Raw genomic sequence first — 17,633 nt, forward strand, 5'->3', positions numbered from 1 at the left:
GGCATGTTCACCCCGCGCGCCTTCGCCGAGACCGACCTGCTCTGGCTGGACCGCCTGCTGGCACGCGACCCGTTCGTCACCGTGCTCACGACCGGCGGCGATGGCCTGCCAGAGCTGACCCGGATGCCGGTGCTGTACCGGCGTGACGGCGATCGCATCGAACTGTGCGGGCATTGGGCCCGCGCCAACCCGCAGTCGCGCCACCGCGGCACCGCCAAGGTGCTGGTCGATGGACCGCACGGCTATGTTTCGGCCAGCTGGTACCCGGACAAGGAGCCTGCTGCGCGGGTGCCGACCTGGAACTATGCGGCTGCCGAGCTGCGCGGCCAGCTGCACACGTTCGACGATGCCGGTGCGCTGGCTGAACTGGTCGGCGCGATCAGCGATCGTTTCGAAGCCAGCGTCGGCCAGGCCTGGCGGTTCGATGCCGCGCGCGCCGAACACGGCCCGGAGCTGCGCGCCATCGTCGGCTTCCGCTTCCAGGTTGAACACGTACAGCTGAAGCTGAAACTCAGCCAGAACCATCCCGACGCCAACCAGCAGGCCGTGATCGCCGCACTGGACGCGCTCGCCTCCCCGTCCTCCCATGAGCTGGCGCAGTGGATGCGCTGGCACCGTGAACAGTCCGCCTCCAGCGGCTGATCACCTCAGCTTCCCGCGACAGCGCGACCAGAACGGCCGCGCCTTGCCCCCACCCGACGCCAGGGATACCGCACATGAAAGACATCCACCGCCTGCTGCAGAACAACCGCGACTGGGCCGACCGCATCGCCAAGGAGGACCCTGAGTTCTTCCAGCACCTGTCCAAGCAGCAGCATCCGGAATACCTGTGGATCGGCTGCTCCGACTCGAGGGTGCCAGCCAACCAGATCATCGGCATGGCGCCGGGTGAGGTCTTCGTGCATCGCAACGTCGCCAACGTGGTGGCACACAGCGACCTGAACTGCCTGAGCGTGGTGCAGTACGCGGTGGACCAGCTGAAGGTGAAGCACATCCTGATCGTCGGCCACTACGGTTGCGGCGGCGTGCACGCCTGCCTGCACAATACCCGCGTCGGCCTGGCCGACAACTGGCTGCGTCATGTCGGCGACGTGGTGCAGAAGCACCAGGGCATCCTCGACGCGATCGAGGATGACGAGCTGAAGCACGCGCGCCTGTGCGAACTGAACGTGATCGAGCAGGTCGCCAACCTGTGCCGTTCAACCATCGTGGAGGACGCCTGGGCCCGCGGCCAGAAGCTGATGGTGCACGGCTGGGTCTACAGCCTGAAGAACGGCCGGGTCAGCGAGATGGGCATCGACGTCGGTGCACCGGAAGAGTTGAAACCGGCCTATGAAAAGGCGCTGTCCTTCGTGCCCCGCCAGGGCCGGCGCGACTGAACCCCCACGGACCACGACCATGCTCGCTTCGCCGATCAACCTGCACGCCTGGATCGAAGAGAACCGCCACCTGCTGAAGCCGCCGGTGGGCAACAAGATGATCGACAACGGCGATTTCATCGTGATGGTGGTCGGTGGGCCGAATTCGCGCACCGACTACCACTACGATGAAGGCCCGGAGTGGTTCTACCAGCTCGAAGGCGAGATGGTGCTGAAGGTGCAGGAGGACGGCGCGGTGCGCGACATCCCGATCCGCGCCGGCGAGATCTTCCTGCTGCCGGCCAGGGTGCCGCACTCGCCGCGGCGCCCGCCCGGCGGCATCGGCCTGGTGGTCGAGCGCAAGCGCCTGCCGCACGAGAAGGACGGCGTGATCTGGCACTGCGAACGCTGCAACCACAAGCTGCACGAAGAGTTCTTCGCGCTGCAGAACATCGAGACCGACCTGCCCCAGGTGTTTGCGCGCTATCACGCCAGCCTGGAGCTGCGCACCTGCGGCCAGTGCGGGCACGTGGATCCGCTGCCGGCGCCAGCGGCGGGCTGAGACAGCGAACGGTAGTTGCCCGCCTTGGTGGGCGCTTTCTTGTACGTGCGCCAACCAACGTTGGCGACTACCGGATCACGCGGCGCTGGTGCCCGGTCGGCTGCTACCGGGCCATGCCCCAGGCGCTACACTGGCGGTCCCGTTGCAGCCTGTTGCCCGACCATGCCCGACCTGCTCAGCCGCACCCATGCCATTGCCCTGGACGCCGCCGATCCACTGCGCCCACTGCGCAGTGAATTCCTGATTCCGCGCCATGGCGGCGGGGAGCAGACCTACTTCGTCGGCAATTCGCTGGGCCTGCAGCCGCGCGGCGCGCAGGCGGCGGTGCAGGAAGTGATGAAGCAGTGGGGCGAGCTGGCCGTGGAAGGCCACTTCACCGGGCCGACGCAGTGGTTGTCGTACCACCGCCTGGTCAGCGCGCAGCTGGCCCGCGTGGTCGGCGCGTTGCCCAGCGAAGTGGTGGCGATGAACACGCTCAGCGTGAACCTGCACCTGATGATGGTCAGCTTCTACCGGCCGAGCACGCAGCGCCCGGTGATCCTGATGGAAGCCGGCGCATTCCCCACCGACCGCCACGCGGTGGAAGCACAGATCCGCTTCCATGGCTTCGACCCGGCCGAGTGCCTGGTGGAAGTGCAACCGGACGAAGCCAACGGCACGATCTCGCTGAACGCGATCGAACGTGCCATCGCCGAGCACGGCCCGCGCCTGGCGCTGGTGCTGTGGCCCGGTGTGCAGTACCGCACCGGCCAGGCCTTCGACCTCGATGCGATCACCCGCGCCGCCCGCCTGCAGGGCGCGCGCATCGGCTTCGACCTGGCGCATTCGGTGGGCAACCTGCCGCTGCGCCTGCATGACGTGGCCCCGGATTTTGCCGTGTGGTGCCACTACAAGTACCTCAACAGTGGCCCGGGGGCGGTGGCCGGGGCGTTCGTGCACGAGCGCCACCATCGCGACACCACCCTGCCGCGCTTTGCCGGCTGGTGGGGGCATGAGGAAGCCACCCGCTTCCAGATGGCGCCGCAGTTCACCCCGGCGACCGGTGCCGAAGGCTGGCAGCTGAGCAATCCGCCGATCCTCGGCCTGGCGCCCTTGCGGGCCTCGCTGGACCTGTTCGAGCGCGCGGGCATGGACGCACTGCGCAGCAAGTCGCTGGCGCTGACCGGCATGCTCGAAGCACTGGTGCGCGCGCGCCTGCCCCAGGTGCTGGACATCATCACCCCGGCCGACCCGCAGCGCCGCGGCTGCCAGTTGTCGCTGCGCGTGATCGGCGGCCGCGAACGGGGGCGTGCGCTGTTCGAACACCTGCGCGGCATCGGCGTACTGGGCGACTGGCGCGAACCCGACGTGATCCGCATCTCGCCCACCCCGCTCTACAACCGCTACCTGGACGTGCACCACTTCGTCGAGGAAGTGGAAGCCTGGGCAGGCCTTTGAGTCGGCCCCTTTCCTGCTGCTGGACAGTTCGTTGATCGCACACGCTTCCCGCTCGTTGAGCATTATCGGTGCCGGCCTCGCCGGGTCCCTGCTGGCCATCCTGCTGTCACGGCAGGGCTGGCGCATCACCCTGTACGAACGCCGCGGTGATCCGCGCGTGGCCGACTACGAGAGCGGCCGCTCGATCAACCTGGCGTTGGCCGAGCGCGGGCGCAATGCACTGCGCCAGGCCGGCGTGGAAGACGAAGTGATGGCGCGCGCGGTGATGATGCGCGGTCGCATGGTGCACCCGCGCGACGGCGCGCCGCAGCTGCAACGCTACGGCCGCGACGACAGCGAGGTGATCTGGTCGATCCACCGCCGTGACCTGAACACCACGCTGCTGGAGCTGGCCGAACGGGCCGGCGCCACCGTGCACTTCCACCGCCGCCTGCACACCGTTGATTTCGATGCTGGTCATGCGCGCTTCATCGATGATCGCGACGACAGTCCGCACGACATCCACTTCGATACCCTGATCGGTGCCGACGGCGCAGGGTCGGCGCTGCGCGCGGCGATGAACCGGCGCGCGCCGCTGGGCGAGGACATCGCCTTCCTCGACCACTCCTACAAGGAGCTGGAGATCCCGCCGGCCGCCGACGGTGGCTTCCGCATCGAGCGCAACGCACTGCATATCTGGCCCCGTGGCCACTACATGTGCATCGCCCTGCCCAACCACGAAGGCACCTTCACCGTCACTCTGTTCCTGCCCAACCAGGGCGATCCCAGCTTCGCGACGGTCAATACCGGTGCGCAGGCCGAGGCGTTGTTCGCGCGCGAATTCGCCGATGCGCTGCCGCTGATCCCCAACCTGCGCGCCGACTGGGAGCAACACCCGCCGGGCCTGCTTGGCACGCTCACCCTGGAGCGCTGGCACCAGCAGGGGCGCGCCGTGCTGATCGGCGATGCCGCCCACGCGATGGTGCCGTTCCACGGCCAGGGCATGAACTGCGCGTTCGAGGACTGCGTCGCACTGGCCCGCCACCTGATGGACGCGGATGACCTGCAAGGTGCGTTCGCCGCGTTCGAAGCCGAGCGCAAGCCGAATGCACGTGCCATCCAGCAGATGGCGCTGGAAAACTACCTGGAGATGCGCGACCGCGTCGCCGATCCCGCATTCCTGCTGCAGCGCGAACTGGAGCAGGAACTGCAGCGGCGCTGGCCGACCCGCTTCGTGCCGCACTACACGATGGTCACCTTCCTGCACACGCCGTACGCCGAGGCGCTGCGCCGCACCGAACTGCAACGCGACATGCTGGTGGCCGCCACCACCGGCCATGATTCACTGGACAACATCGACTGGGCCGCGCTGGAAGCGCAGATCCACGCGCAGCTGCCGGTCCTGGAGGGCGCGCACTGATGGCCGACAGCTTCCTGTTCTACGACCTGGAAACCTTCGGCCAGGATCCGCGGCGCACGCGCATCTCGCAGTACGCCGCCATCCGCACCGATGCCGATCTCAACGAGATCGACACGCCGGTCAGCTTCTTCGTGCGGCCGGCCGATGACCTGCTGCCCTCGCCGATGGCCACCCTGGTCACCGGCATCACCCCGCAACAGGCGCTGGCCGAGGGCATCAGCGAGGCCGAGGCCTTCGACCGCATCAACGAACAGCTGTCGCGCCCCGGCACCTGCGCACTGGGTTACAACACGCTGCGGTTCGACGATGAGTTCGTCCGCTACGGCCTGTTCCGCAATTTCCATGATCCGTACGAACGCGAGTGGCGCAATGGCAATTCGCGCTGGGACCTGCTGGACATGCTGCGGCTGATGCGGGCGATGCGGCCCGAGGGCATCCAGTGGCCGCTGCGCGAGGACGGCGCGACGTCGTTCAAGCTCGAACACCTGGCCGAAGCCAACAACGTGCGCGAAGGCGATGCGCACGAGGCGCTGTCGGACGTGCGCGCGACCATCGGCATGGCGCGGCTGTTCAAGCAGTCGCAGCCACGGTTGTGGGACTACGCACTGAAGCTGCGCGACAAGCGCTTCGTCGGCGGCCTGCTGGACGTGGCCGCGATGAAGCCGGTGCTGCATGTTTCCATGCGCTATCCCGCCAGCCGCCTGTGCGCGGCGCCGGTGCTGCCGCTGGCCGTGCACCCGACCATCAACAACCGGGTAATCGTGTTCGACCTGGACGGTGACATCGACGATCTGCTGGCACTGCCGGCCGAGGTGATCGCGCAGCGCCTGTACCTGCGCGCCAGCGAGCTGCCCGAGGGCGTGGCACGGGTGCCGCTGAAGGAGGTGCATCTGAACAAGGTGCCGGCGCTGATCGCCTGGAACCACCTGCGCGCCGATGACCACGCGCGCCTCGGCCTGGACGTGGCCGCGATCGAAGCCAAGGTGGAACGGCTGCGCGCGTTTGCGCCGCAACTGGCCGAGAAGGCCCGCCAGGTCTACAACCAGCCGCGCGCCGCCACCGTGGCCGACGTTGACGCCTCGCTGTACGACGGTTTCCTCGGCAACGGCGACAAGCCGCTGCTTGCCCTCGCCCGCACCACCGCGCCGGAGCAGCTGGCCGCGCTGGAGGGCCGCTTCCGCGACCCACGCCTGCCGGAACTGCTGTTCCGCTACCGCGCGCGCAACCATCCCGGCAGCCTCGCGCCGGCTGAACGCCAGCGCTGGCAGGATTACCGCCGCCAGCGCCTGCTCGGCGACGGCGGGCTGGGCGAACTCAACCTGCCCCAGTACCGGCAGCAGCTCGATGCATTGGCCGCCGAAGCGCCCGACGATGCGCGGCGCCAGGCCCTGCTGCAATCGCTGCGCGACTGGGGCCAGCACCTGCAGGAGACACTGTGAGCACCTACTTCTCGGACGCCAGTTTCAGGTTCCTGCGCAGCCTGGCACGGCACAACGACAAGGCCTGGTTCAACGACCACCGCCAGCAGTATGAAGACCACGTACGGCAGCCGTTCCTGCGCCTGCTGGGCGACCTGCAGCCGGCCCTGGCCGAGGTCAGCGAACACTTCCGTGCCGATACCCGCGGCGTCGGCGGCTCGCTGTTCCGCATCCATCGCGACGCGCGCTTCTCCAACGACAAGTCGCCGTACAAGACCTGGCAGGGGGCGCGCCTGTTCCATGAGCGCCGCCGCGAGGTGGCCGCGCCGTCGTTCTACGTGCACTTGCAGCCGGGCGAGAGCTTCGTCGGTGCCGGCCTGTGGCATCCAGAGCCGGAAACGCAGCGTCGCGTGCGCCACTTCATCCTCGACAACCCGGGCAGCTGGAAGGCCGCCGCGCATGCCCCGGCCCTGCGCAAGCGCTTCGATTTCGAGGAGAGCGAGAAGCTGGTGCGTCCGCCGCGTGGTTTCCCCGCCGACTTCGAGTTCATCGACGACCTCAAGCACCGCAACTGGGTGATGTGGCGCTCGCTGGACGACGCCACCATGACCGGCCCACGCCTGCTGTCCACGCTGGGCAAGGACCTGGCCGCGCTCGGTCCGTTCGTCGATTACCTGTGCGCCGCGCTGGATCTGGAGTTCTGATGTCGCAGGATCTTCCGCTGGCCCGCCAGCGGCGCGTGCTCGGCCGCACCGGCCTGGCCGTTTCACCGATCGGCCTGGGCTGCTCCGGCTTCTGGGGCCATCGCCGCTTCCCGGAGCATGAGGCGGCCGCCGTGGTCGAACATGCGCTCGCCCACGGCGTGAATCTGCTCGATACGGGTCACAACTATTCCGGCTTCCATGCCGAGCCGCGCCTGGGCCGCATCCTGCGCCCGTTGCTGAAGCAGTACCCGCGCGACGCGCTGGTGATCTCCAGCAAGGGCGGCACGCTGACCGGCCAGGCCGGCATCAGCGGTGCCGAGCAGCGCAACTTCTCGCCCGCGGCCATCACCGCCAGCTGCGAGGCGTCGCTGCGCAACCTCGGCCTGGATCACCTGGACATCTACCAGTTGCATGGCGCCAGCGAGCACGACATCAACGACGATCTGCTGGCCGCGCTGCAGCGCCTGCGCGAGCGCGGGTTGATCCGGCACACCGGCATCAACACCCACTCGGCCTCGACCCTGCGCTGGATGATCGCCCATCCCGGCGCCTTCGATGTGGTGCTGCTGGACTACAACGCCCTGCAGCAGGACCGCGAACCGCTGATCGACCAGTTGCAGGCGGTGGGCATCGGCGTGCTGGCCGGGACCGTGCTGGCGCAGGGCCACCTGCTGCCCGCGCGCCCGCGCCTGCCACGGCTGGCCGATGGCTGGTACTTGGCGCGCGCCTGGCTGAAGCCCAGCAGCCGCCAGCTGATGCGCAGTGCCCGCCAGATGCGCCGGGCAGTGGCCGCGATCCGCAGCCAGCGTCCGGCGCAGACCGCCTTCGCCTATGCATTGGGGCATCCCGGCGTGGCCAGCGGCATCCTCGGCACCACCCGCATCGGCAGCCTGGACGAGGTGCTGGCAACACGCGTGGAGGCGCTGGGCCCGACCGAGCGGCAACAGCTGGTGGAGGCCTTCGGCGACGGACAGCGTTCGCCCAGTCAGTAAGTCTTCACCCGGTACTGCCGCGGTTGCGGCAGTCTGGTCGCCATGAAGAAACTCTCCGCGCTTGTGGTGCTGCTGGTCCTGGCCTTGGCGGCCTGGTGGTTCGGCGGCCCGTACCTGACGGTCAACGGCCTGTCCAAGGCCATCGAGCAGCGCGACACCGCGCGCCTGGAACGTTACGTCGACTTCCCGCGCGTGCGCAGCAGCCTGCGCGCGCAGCTCAATGACTACCTGGTGAGCCAGGCCGGCCCCGAGGTGGCGGCCAGCCCGTTCGGCGCCCTGCTCTACGGCCTGGGTGATCAGCTCGGTGGCGCTGCGGTGGACACCCTGGTGACCCCGACCGGGATCGGCGCGATGCTGCAGGGCCACGTGTTGTGGAAGCGCGGCCGCAATGAACTGCAGGGCGGCGATGCGTTCGGCCCGACCGAGCCGGCGCAGCCCCTGAAGCAGGCCGAACACCATTTCGAGTCATTCGACCGCTTCGTGATCGATGTCGATCGCGGCCCCGGCCAGCCGCCGTTGAAGGTGGTGCTGGAGCCGCAGGGCCTGCGCTGGAAGGTGGTGGACCTGCAGCTGGGGCTGTCCGCCAGCCCGTGACCGGACCCGTGGCCTGACGGCAATGCCGACCAGGGGCGGCAACGACAGCCCCTAGCCCTCGTTGGCGACGCCGTGCGGCACGTGGCCGGCGGCCACATGCTCGCGGGCGCTGTCGATGTTGTGCTGCGAATCATCGAAGAAGATGTCGGCACCGAACGCCTGCAGGAACGGCCCCTTGTGGCGGCCGCCGAGGAACAGCGCTTCGTCCAGCCGCACGCCCCACTCGCGCAGCGTGCGGATCACCCGTTCATGCGCCGGCGCCGAACGCGCGGTCACCAGCGCGGTGCGGATCGGCGCGCTCTCGCCGGCCGGGAAGACTTCCTGCAGCGTATGCAGGGCCGACAGGAAGCCCCGGAACGGGCCCCCGCTGAGCGGTTCGCGGGCCCGTTCGCGCTCATGCCGGCCGAACGCTTCAACGCCCTGCTCGCGCGAAATGCGCTCACTCTCGTCGCCGAAGATCACCGCATCGCCGTCGAAGGCGATGCGCAGCTGGCCGGCCGGGCGACCGATGTCGATCTGGTCGGCTGCTGCGGCCGCGGTCTCGCCCGGCGGCTTGGGCAGGATGGTCGCCGCTGCGATGCCATGGCGCAGCGCGCTGCGCACCGATTCCGGGTTGGCCGACAGGAACAGATCGGTGCCGAACGGCTTCACGTAGGGCCAGGTCGGCTCGCCGGCGGTGAAGGTCGCGCGGATGATGCCCAGGCCGTAGTGCTGGATCGAGTTGAAGATGCGCAGGCCGGTGTCGGCCGAGTTGCGCGACAGCAGGATCACCTCGACCCGGGGGTTCTCCGGGCTGGCGCCCTGGTTCAGCGCCAGCAGCTTGCGCACCACCGGGAAGGCCACGCCGGGGCCGAGGATGTCGTCCTCGTGCTGGCGCTGGAACTCGGCGTAGGCCGCCACGCCATCGCTCTCGAACAGTGCGTGGCTTTCTTCGAGGTCGAACAGCGCGCGCGAGGTCACCGCGACGGTCAGCAAACGGGGGGAGTTGTCGCCCATCGGTGGGGGTCCTTCAAGCGGTCGGCACGGCCGGCCGCCTATTGTCCTCAAAAAACGAACTGTTCGCTCAGGATCCGGTCTTCCAGGTTGTGCTCCGGGTCGAACAGCAGGGTCACGCGGCGGTCCCTGGACTCGCGGATGGTCACCTCCACCACGTCGCGGGTCTCGTGCGAATCAGCGGTGACACTGACCGGACGCTTGTAGGGATCGAGCACGCGGAAGCGCACCTCGGTATCCGCCTTCAGGATCGCCCCGCGCCAACGCCGCGGGCGATAGGGCGCCAACGGCGTCAGGGCGATGGTATGCGAGCCCAGTGGCAGTACCGGGCCATGCGCGGAGTAGTTGTACGCGGTGCTGCCGGCCGGGGTGGCCACCAGCACGCCATCGCCGATCAGTTCGGCGACGCGCTCCTGGCCATTGAGGTCGATACCGATATGCGCGGCCTGGCGCGTCTGGCGCAGCAGCGAGACATCGTTGTAGGCCAGTGAACCGGTGCTGGTGCCCGATTCGGTCAGCGCCACCATTTCCAGCGGGCGCAGGTTGGCCGGTTCGGCGCGCGCAATGCGGGCCTGCACGTCGTCGTCGCCACGGTACTGGTTCATCAGGAAGCCGACGGTACCCAGCTTCATGCCGAACACCGGCTTGCCGAGGTGCCCGTGCCGATGCAGGGTCTGCAGCATGAAGCCGTCGCCGCCCAGCGGGCACAGCACGTCGGCCTGCTCCGGCGTGTGATCGCCATAACGCGAAATCATCGCCGCGCGGGCCATCTGCGCAGGTTCGGTGGTGCTGGCCAGGAAAGCGATGCGGGGGGTGTCGCTCATCGGTGGATCCGGGTGGGGTGTGCCAGCAAGAGCATACCCGGTAGTGCCGGCCGCTGGCCGGCAACAGCAGCCGGTTGCGGTTCATGCGGTTGCCGGCCAGCGGCCGGCACTACCCGGCAATGCAGAACGGCCCCGCTTTCGCGGGGCCGTTCCGGTTCACGCATGCCAGGCATGGCCTGGCACTACTTCACTTACGCACCATGCGCGGCCAGCTGGCCCAGGCGCTGCACCGCGACCGAGACGGTCGGGTAGTCCAGGGTCTTCTGCTCGGCCAGTTCGGCCAGCATCGCCAGGGTGAAGCGCAGGCTGTTGTCATCGCGACCCATCCAGGCCGCCACCTTGGCTTCGGCGCTGCCACCCTTGGTGCCCAGCACCTGGCCTGCCAGGTTGCGGTGGTTGGCCGCCAGTTCGTCACGCAGCACGCCACGTGCCACCGCATGCCAACGGCCGTTGACCTCCAGCGCGTCGACCTGCTCGAACAACCACGGCAGCTGCAGGGCATCGCCCAGGCGGAAGTGGACCTTGGACACGTCAACCGGCTTCAGCTTGCGGGTACGGGCCAGCTCGATGATGTCGAACGCCGGCTCCAGGAAGTGCAGTTCGGCCAGCTGCTGCGCCAGCGCGGACGGCAGGCCCTTTTCCTTCCACTCGGCCACCAGGGCTTCGTAGGTCGGACGCTGCGAATCCGGCAGCACGCCCGAAGCAACGCGGATGTCGTTGAACGGGCCCTGGTAGCGGTTGACCGCCTCGGTGATGCCCGGCATCGCGCCCGGCCGCGACAGCAGCCAGCGCACGAACGAACGCTGCAGCTTCCAGATCACTTCCAGTGCGTCGATCTGCACCGACTCCGGCACCTTGCCGTCGAGCGCGTCGATCTGCGCCCACAGTGCACGTGCATCCAGCGTTTCACGGCTGATGGTGTAGGCCTTGGCAACCTCGGCGATGGAACGGCCGGTGTCTTCCTGCATGCGCATCAGGAAGGTGGCGCCCATGCGGTTGATGGTCTGGTTGGTCACGGCCGTGGCGATGATTTCGCGCTTCAGGCGGTGACGCTCCATCGCGTCGGCGTACTTCTTCTGCAGCGGGGTCGGGAAGTAGCGCTGCAGCTCCTTGGACAGGTACGGATCTTCCGGAATGTCCGAATCCAGCAGCTGGTTGAACGCCACCAGCTTGGAGTAGGACAGCAGCACCGACAGCTCCGGACGGGTCAGGCCCTGGCCGCGTGCCTTGCGCTGCGACAGCTCGGCATCGGACGGCAGGAACTCGATCTGGCGGTCGAGCAGGCCCTGCTGTTCCAGGGTGCGGATGAAGTGCTGCTTGGACCCCAGGCGCTTGACCGCCATCCGCTCCATCAGGCTCAGCGCCTGGTTCTGGCGGTAGTTGTCGTTGAGCACCAGCTCGGCGACCTCGTCGGTCATCGACGCCAGCAGCTTGTTGCGCTGCTCGACGGTCAGCTTCTTGGCCCGCACCACATCGTTGAGCAGGATCTTGATGTTGACTTCGTGGTCGGAGGTATCGACGCCGGCCGAGTTGTCGATGAAGTCGGTGTTGAGCAGCACGCCGGCCTGGGCAGCCTCGATGCGGCCCAACTGGGTCATGCCCAGGTTGCCGCCCTCGCCCACCACCTTGCAGCGCAGCTCGCCACCGTTCACGCGCAGCGCGTTGTTGGCGCGGTCGCCGACATCGCTGTGCTGCTCGCTGGCGGCCTTGACGTAGGTACCGATGCCGCCATTCCACAACAGGTCGACCGGAGCCTTCAGGATCGCGCTCATCAGATCGTTCGGCGACAGCGCCTTGACGTTCTCGTCCAGGCCCAGCGCTTCGCGCACCTGCGGGGTGATCTCGATCGACTTCAGGCTGCGCGGGTACACGCCGCCGCCCTTGCTGATCAGCTTGGTGTCGTAATCAGCCCAGCTGGAACGCGGCAGGGTGAACAGGCGTTCGCGCTCGACGAACGACGTGGCCGCGTCCGGGTTCGGGTCCAGGAAGATATGGCGGTGGTCGAATGCAGCCACCAGGCGGATGTGGCGCGACAGCAGCATGCCGTTGCCGAACACGTCGCCCGACATGTCGCCGACGCCGACTGCGGTGAAGTCCTGGCTCTGGCTGTCACGGCCCAGGGCGCGGAAGTGGCGCTTGACCGATTCCCACGCGCCGCGCGCGGTGATGCCCATGCCCTTGTGGTCGTAGCCCACCGAGCCACCCGAGGCGAACGCATCGCCCATCCAGAAGCCGTGCGCGATGGCCAGGCCGTTGGCGATGTCGGAGAAGGTCGCGGTGCCCTTGTCGGCCGCCACCACCAGGTACGGATCGTCCATGTCGTGGCGCACGACATCCACCGGCGGCACGATCTTGTTGTTGACGATGTTGTCGGTGATGTCCAGCAGGCCCTGGATGAACAGCTTGTAGCAGGCCACGCCGTTGGCGAAGATCGCATCACGGTCGCCGTTCACCGGCGGGGTCTTGGCGAAGAAGCCGCCCTTCGCGCCGACCGGCACGATGACGGTGTTCTTGACCATCTGTGCCTTGACCAGGCCCAGCACTTCGGTACGGAAGTCCTCACGACGGTCCGACCAGCGCAGGCCGCCACGGGCGACCGCGCCGAAGCGCAGGTGGGTACCTTCCACGCGCGGGCCGTAGACGAAGATCTCGCGGTACGGGCGCGGCTTCGGCAGGTCCGGCACCAGCGCCGAATCGAACTTGAAGCTGATGACATGGCCGTGCTGGCCGTTGGCATCGGTCTGGTAGTAGCTGGTACGCAGGGTCGCGTCGATCACGCCCATGAACGAGCGCAGGATGCGGTCCTCGTCCAGGCTGGACACGCGGTCCATCAGCTTCAGCAGCGCATCGCGCGCGGCCTGCATCTGCGCGTCGCGGTCACCCTTGCGGGCATCGACCACGCTCTTGAGCACCTTCAGCGTGGCGTCGTCGCCAGCGGCCAGCACGTCGAAGTGGGCCTTCAGCTGGGCCTGGCCGGCGGCGATGTCATCCTTGCTCTCGTGGCCGGTGGCCGGATCGAAGCGGGCTTCGAACAGTTCCACCAGCAGGCGTGCCAGCAGCGGGTAGCGCGCGAAGGTGCCTTCCACGTACGCCTGCGAGAACGGCACGCCGGTCTGCAGCAGGTACTTGCAGTAGCCACGCAGCATGGCGACCTGGCGCCAGTGCAGGCCGGCAGCCAGCACCAGCCGGTTGAAACCGTCGTTCTCGGCGTCGCCATGCCAGACGCGGGCGAAGGTCTCGCCGAAAGCCTCGTCGACGCTGGCGGCATCGATCGCGCCGGCGGTCGACTCGACCTCGAAGTCCTGCACGTACACCGGGGCGTTGTCGACCGTCAGGCGGTACGGGCGCTCGGCGATCACGCGCAGGCCCATGTTCTCCATCATCGGCAGCGCGTCCGACAGCGGAATGTCGTCCAGCTGGCGGTACAGCTTCAGGCGCAGGCCATCCCCGCCTTCGCGCGGCACGGCCTGCAGGCTCAGGCGCAGGTCGTCCGGGCCGGTCAGCGCATCGAGCTGGCTGACATCGTTGGCGGCAACCGCGGTGCTGTTGTCTTCGATGTAGCCGGCCGGCAGTGCCTTGCCGATGCGGGCGGCGATGCGCAGGCCTTCGGTCTCGCCGTGGCGGGCCACCAGCGCTTCGCGCAGGTCGTCCTGCCAGTTGCGCAGCACCTGGGCCAGCTTCTGCTCCAGGTCGGCGGTATCGACGTCGAGCATCTCACCCGGCTTCGGGCGCACAATCAGGTGCACCTGCGCCAGCGGCGATTCGCCCAGCACCACCGAGCTGTCGACGTACTCACCGTGCAGTGCGTCCTTCAGCATCGCTTCGATGCGCAGGCGCACGTCGGTGTTGAAGCGCTCGCGCGGCAGGTAGACCAGCGCGGAGATGAAACGGCTGTACTTGTCGCGGCGCAGGAACAGGCGGCTGCGCACGCGCTCCTGCAGGCCCAGCACGCCCATCGCGGTGCGGAACAGTTCGTCCTCGCTGGACTGGAACAACTCTTCGCGCGGCAGGGTTTCCAGGATGTGGCGCAGGGCCTTGCCGCTGTGGCTGGCCGGGGCCAGGCCCGACTGCTTCATCACGTGCTCGTGGCGCTGGCGCACCAGCGGGATTTCCCACGGGCGGCGGTTGTAGGCGCTGGAGGTGAACAGGCCGAGGAAGCGCTGCTCGCCGATGATCTTGCCCTTGGCGTCGAATTCCAGCACGCCGATGTAGTCCATGTAACCGGCGCGATGCACGCGCGAACGGGCGTTGGTCTTGGTCAGGATCAGCGCGTCCTTCAACCCGGACGTGGTGTTCAGACCCTGCGCGGCCAGAGTCTTGACCGGACGGGCGGCGGACTTGTCCTTGCCGCGCATCAGGCCCAGGCCGGTGTCGTTCAGCGGCGCCAGCACCTCTTCCTTGCCCTGCTTCTCGACGCGGTACTCGCGGTAGCCGAAGAAGGTGAAGTGGTTGTCGGCAGCCCAGCGCAGGAACTCCTGCGCCTCCTTGCGCGACGCCGCGTCGACCGGCAGCTGGCGGCTGCCCAGGTCGTCGGCCAGCGCCAGCGCCTTGTCCTTCATCGGCTGCCAGTCGCGCACGATCGCACGTACTTCGTCCAGCGCCTTGTTGATGGCCTGTTCGATGGCGGCCATGGCGTCAGCCGGCTGGCGGTCGATCTCCAGCAGCATCACCGACTCGGCATCGCCCTCGCCGACCTTGACCAGCTTGCCGGCCTTGTCGCGGGTGAAGCGCAGCACCGGGTGGCCCAGCACGTGGACGCCCACGCCCTGCTCGGCCAGCGACATGGTGACCGTATCGACGAGGAACGGCATGTCATCGTTGACGATCTGCAGCACGGTGTGCGGCGATTCCCAACCGTTGGCCTTCGCGGTCGGATTGAACACGCGGACGTTGGCCTTGCCGGCCTTGCGGGCACGGGCGAATTCCAGCGTCTCAGCCGCGAGAGCGGCCCACTCTTCAGCGCTGTGGTGCGGGAACTCGTCCGACTCCATGCGCTTGTAGAAGTCAGTGGCAAAGGCCACTGCTTCGGCCTGTGCGGCCGCGGGGTAGCGCTTGCGCAAGGCCGTGTACACCGGCTCCAGGGAGAAACCAGCGGTCACTGCGACCTCCGACTCTGCTGGTTTCGTCTTGTTTTTCACGGTCTTGGCTGCGGTTTTTTGCGGTTTCATGGCAGAGCGATGCGCTTGCTCAGTTGGGAAAATGAAATTGTAGCCCTACGGCGCGAAAAGGCCTTGCTGCAGGACGGAATAAGCAGATTCGGGTTTGCTGCGGTTTAGACGCCTATTCAGTTCGCACCGGTATGGGCGTGGCGACCATTTCGGCACTGCCGGCAGGATCGGCAAAACGTGTTACCGGAAGACACACGCGGCGACGCGGATTGCATTCCACAATCCTGAACTGGACGGTATAGTCCACCGCGTGAACCCGGCCTACCTCCCCGTTGCCCTCGACGCGCGTGACCAGCGCGTGTTCGATGCCGTGCGCGACCTGCTCGCCCGGCAGGGCATGCAGATGAGCATGGAGGCGGTCGCCCAGCAGGCCGGCTGTTCCAAGCAGACCCTGTATTCACGCTATGGCAGCAAACAGGAACTGCTGCGCCGGGTGATGCAGCGCCATGTCGGCCACGCGACCGGGGCCATGCTTCGTGCACTCCGCGGTGACGACCTGCGTGCCAGCCTGCTCCAGTTCGCCACCGACTTCCTGGAGCATTTCAACCAACCGCACGTGGGCCAGGCCTGCCGGCTGATCGCCGCCGAGGCGTCCCAGTTTCCCGAAGAGGCGCGTACGCTTTACCGGCATGGTGCCGGCGCGCTGACGCTTCATCTTGCTGAATGGATTGAAACCGTTTGCATGCAAGGCCAGCTCCGGCATGACGACCCGCACTTCATGGCCGAACTGCTGCTGAGCATGATCGCCGGTCAGGATTTCGACAAACAGCGCTTCCATACGCCCCATCGTGATGACGCACTGCTGCGTCGGCGCTGGGCAGAGTTCTCCGTCGACAGCTTCCTGCGCGCGTTCGCGCCACAGCCGTCGCCGGCCCCGTCTACAAACCAACCCCGGAGTTCCTCCTGATGACCGCCCCACTCCGCACCCTTGCCCTGACGTGCGCCGTTGCTGTCGCGCTGGCTGCCTGCAAGAAGCCGGAACAGCAGACGCCCCCGCCGCCGGAGGTGGGCGTGATCGACGCCAAGCCGCAGACCCTGCCCCTGCAGCGTGAGCTGGTCGGCCGCCTGTCGCCGTTCCGCAGCGCCGACGTGCGCGCGCGCGTGCCGGGCGTGCTGCTCAAGCGCGTCTACCAGGAAGGCTCGCAGGTAAAGCAGGGCCAGACCCTGTTCCTGATCGACCCGGCGCCGCTGCGTGCTTCGCTCAACGCCTCCGAGGCCCAGCTGGCCTCGGCCCGCGCCACCTACGCCAACGCCAAGGTCGCCGCCGATCGCGCGCGCTCGCTGGCCCCGCAGCAGTTCGTCTCCAAGTCCGACCTGGACAACGCCGAATCGGCCGAGCGCACCGCCCTGGCCGCCGTCAAGCAGGCCGAAGCGGCAGTGACCTCCTCGCGGATCAACCTGGGCTACGCCGAAGTGACCGCGCCGATCAGTGGCGTGGCCAACAAGCAGCAGGTCACCGAGGGCGCGCTGGTCGGCCAGGGCGATGTGACCCTGCTGACCACCGTCGACCAGCTCGACCCGCTGTATGTGAACTTCTCGCTCAGCGTGGATGAGCTGACCCAGCTGCGTGCGCAGCAGGCCAAGGGCGCGCTGGCGCTGTCCGGCGACGGCAAGGCCACGGTGGCCGTGAAGCTGGCCGATGGCAGCACCTACAGCGAGCCGGGCACGCTGGACTTCTCTTCGACCACGGTCGATCCGGCCACCGGCGCGGTGTCGCTGCGTGCGCTGCTGCCGAACCCGCAGCAGATCCTGCTGCCGGGTGCCTTCGTCAGCTTCCAGGCCAACCTGGGCGAGCGCAACAACGCCTATCTGGTGCCGCAGCAGGCCCTGCTGCGTGATACCAACGGCGGCTACGTGATGGTGGTCGGCGCCGACGGCAAGGTCGTGCGCAAGAACGTGAAGACCGATGGCGCGCAGAACGGCAACTGGCTGGTCAGCGACGGCCTGGCCGCCGGTGACAAGGTGATCGTGGCCGGCGTGCAGAAGGTCAAGGAAGGTGCACCGGCCGTGGCCAAGCCGTGGACCCCGGGGCAGGACGCCAGCGGCAAGCCGGCCGCAGGCGGCGCTGCACCGGCCGCGGCTGCGGCAGCGCCGGCCGCGGGCCAGGCACCGGCCGACGCGGCCAAGCCCGAGCAGGCCGATGCGGCCAAGCCGGCCGCCACCGATTCGAACAAGCAGTAACGG

At 68.0% G+C, this 17,633-nt stretch carries 14 protein-coding genes; 11 read left to right on the plus strand and 3 right to left on the minus strand.

The genetic code is table 11. The features are described 5' to 3' along the window. Positions 1-3 precede the first annotated feature (3 nt). From NSQ78_RS14185 to NSQ78_RS14225, 9 genes are all read left to right on the plus strand, one after another. Positions 4-642, plus strand: coding sequence for an FMN-binding negative transcriptional regulator (locus NSQ78_RS14185; RefSeq protein WP_057493208.1), 639 nt, complete (start codon positions 4-6; stop codon positions 640-642). Between the two features lie 74 nt (positions 643-716). Next, entirely contained in the window at positions 717-1,379 is a 663-nt protein-coding gene (can, locus tag NSQ78_RS14190) for a carbonate dehydratase (protein WP_049465839.1), read from the plus strand. Between the two features lie 19 nt (positions 1,380-1,398). Then, positions 1,399-1,920: a 3-hydroxyanthranilate 3,4-dioxygenase gene (locus NSQ78_RS14195; RefSeq protein WP_057493209.1), complete on the plus strand. Its 522-nt coding sequence runs from the start codon at positions 1,399-1,401 to the stop codon at positions 1,918-1,920. A 162-nt stretch (positions 1,921-2,082) separates the two neighbouring features. Continuing rightward, a complete protein-coding gene (kynU, locus tag NSQ78_RS14200; protein WP_064238845.1) occupies positions 2,083-3,357 on the plus strand; it encodes a kynureninase in 1,275 nt (424 codons plus the stop codon). Between the two features lie 31 nt (positions 3,358-3,388). Continuing rightward, positions 3,389-4,756 carry an NAD(P)/FAD-dependent oxidoreductase gene (locus NSQ78_RS14205; protein ID WP_049465833.1) on the plus strand — a complete coding sequence of 456 codons (1,368 nt, stop codon included), beginning with the start codon at positions 3,389-3,391 and terminating at the stop codon, positions 4,754-4,756. Further along, positions 4,756-6,195, plus strand: a complete 1,440-nt coding sequence (sbcB, locus tag NSQ78_RS14210) for an exodeoxyribonuclease I (protein ID WP_057493210.1) — start codon at positions 4,756-4,758, stop codon at positions 6,193-6,195. The genes NSQ78_RS14205 and sbcB overlap by 1 nt, the downstream gene beginning before the upstream one ends. Further along, complete coding sequence (locus NSQ78_RS14215) at positions 6,192-6,878, plus strand: DUF2461 domain-containing protein (RefSeq protein ID WP_049408575.1); 687 nt, start codon at positions 6,192-6,194, stop codon at positions 6,876-6,878. Before sbcB ends, NSQ78_RS14215 begins: the two co-directional genes overlap by 4 nt. Next, the gene (locus tag NSQ78_RS14220; RefSeq protein WP_064238846.1) at positions 6,878-7,870 is read left to right on the plus strand and encodes an aldo/keto reductase; all 993 of its coding nucleotides are present in this window, start codon (positions 6,878-6,880) and stop codon (positions 7,868-7,870) included. The genes NSQ78_RS14215 and NSQ78_RS14220 overlap by 1 nt, the downstream gene beginning before the upstream one ends. Positions 7,871-7,912: 42 nt before the next feature. Then, on the plus strand, positions 7,913-8,464 hold the full coding sequence (locus tag NSQ78_RS14225) for a DUF2939 domain-containing protein (RefSeq protein ID WP_064238847.1): 552 nt from the start codon (positions 7,913-7,915) through the stop codon (positions 8,462-8,464). A gap of 51 nt (positions 8,465-8,515) precedes the next feature. On the opposite strand, the gene NSQ78_RS14230 is transcribed toward NSQ78_RS14225, so the two are convergent. The 3 genes from NSQ78_RS14230 to NSQ78_RS14240 form a co-directional block, all read right to left on the minus strand. Further along, a complete protein-coding gene (locus tag NSQ78_RS14230; RefSeq protein WP_019660382.1) occupies positions 8,516-9,460 on the minus strand; it encodes a 5'-nucleotidase in 945 nt (314 codons plus the stop codon). A gap of 47 nt (positions 9,461-9,507) precedes the next feature. Beyond that, the gene (locus NSQ78_RS14235; RefSeq protein WP_049465824.1) at positions 9,508-10,281 is read right to left on the minus strand and encodes an NAD kinase; all 774 of its coding nucleotides are present in this window, start codon (positions 10,279-10,281) and stop codon (positions 9,508-9,510) included. 191 nt (positions 10,282-10,472) lie between these two features. After that, positions 10,473-15,449, minus strand: coding sequence for an NAD-glutamate dehydrogenase domain-containing protein (locus tag NSQ78_RS14240; protein ID WP_053504756.1), 4,977 nt, complete (start codon positions 15,447-15,449; stop codon positions 10,473-10,475). A gap of 250 nt (positions 15,450-15,699) precedes the next feature. On the opposite strand from NSQ78_RS14240, the gene NSQ78_RS14245 reads away from it, so the two are divergent. Together NSQ78_RS14245 and NSQ78_RS14250 are read left to right on the plus strand one after the other, a co-directional pair. Next, positions 15,700-16,356, plus strand: coding sequence for a TetR/AcrR family transcriptional regulator (locus NSQ78_RS14245; RefSeq protein ID WP_049465820.1), 657 nt, complete (start codon positions 15,700-15,702; stop codon positions 16,354-16,356). After that, a complete protein-coding gene (locus tag NSQ78_RS14250) occupies positions 16,356-17,630 on the plus strand; it encodes an efflux RND transporter periplasmic adaptor subunit (RefSeq protein WP_049465818.1) in 1,275 nt (424 codons plus the stop codon). The genes NSQ78_RS14245 and NSQ78_RS14250 overlap by 1 nt, the downstream gene beginning before the upstream one ends. Positions 17,631-17,633 lie beyond the last annotated feature (3 nt).

This window comes from Stenotrophomonas sp. FSL W7-1447, assembly GCF_037966425.1.
Lineage (GTDB): Bacteria > Pseudomonadota > Gammaproteobacteria > Xanthomonadales > Xanthomonadaceae > Stenotrophomonas > Stenotrophomonas pavanii.

Excerpts from the sequence above, each read along its gene's own strand:
- NSQ78_RS14185 (WP_057493208.1), top strand. The coding sequence starts at position 4 with ATGTTCACCCCGCGCGCCTTCGCCGAGACCGACCTGCTCTGGCTGGAC.
- can (WP_049465839.1), top strand. The coding sequence starts at position 717 with ATGAAAGACATCCACCGCCTGCTGCAGAACAACCGCGACTGGGCCGAC.
- NSQ78_RS14195 (WP_057493209.1), top strand. The coding sequence starts at position 1,399 with ATGCTCGCTTCGCCGATCAACCTGCACGCCTGGATCGAAGAGAACCGC.
- kynU (WP_064238845.1), top strand. The coding sequence starts at position 2,083 with ATGCCCGACCTGCTCAGCCGCACCCATGCCATTGCCCTGGACGCCGCC.
- sbcB (WP_057493210.1), top strand. The coding sequence starts at position 4,756 with ATGGCCGACAGCTTCCTGTTCTACGACCTGGAAACCTTCGGCCAGGAT.
- NSQ78_RS14220 (WP_064238846.1), top strand. The coding sequence starts at position 6,878 with ATGTCGCAGGATCTTCCGCTGGCCCGCCAGCGGCGCGTGCTCGGCCGC.
- NSQ78_RS14225 (WP_064238847.1), top strand. The coding sequence starts at position 7,913 with ATGAAGAAACTCTCCGCGCTTGTGGTGCTGCTGGTCCTGGCCTTGGCG.
- NSQ78_RS14230 (WP_019660382.1), bottom strand. The coding sequence starts at position 9,460 with ATGGGCGACAACTCCCCCCGTTTGCTGACCGTCGCGGTGACCTCGCGC.
- NSQ78_RS14235 (WP_049465824.1), bottom strand. The coding sequence starts at position 10,281 with ATGAGCGACACCCCCCGCATCGCTTTCCTGGCCAGCACCACCGAACCT.
- NSQ78_RS14240 (WP_053504756.1), bottom strand. The coding sequence starts at position 15,449 with ATGAAACCGCAAAAAACCGCAGCCAAGACCGTGAAAAACAAGACGAAA.
- NSQ78_RS14250 (WP_049465818.1), top strand. The coding sequence starts at position 16,356 with ATGACCGCCCCACTCCGCACCCTTGCCCTGACGTGCGCCGTTGCTGTC.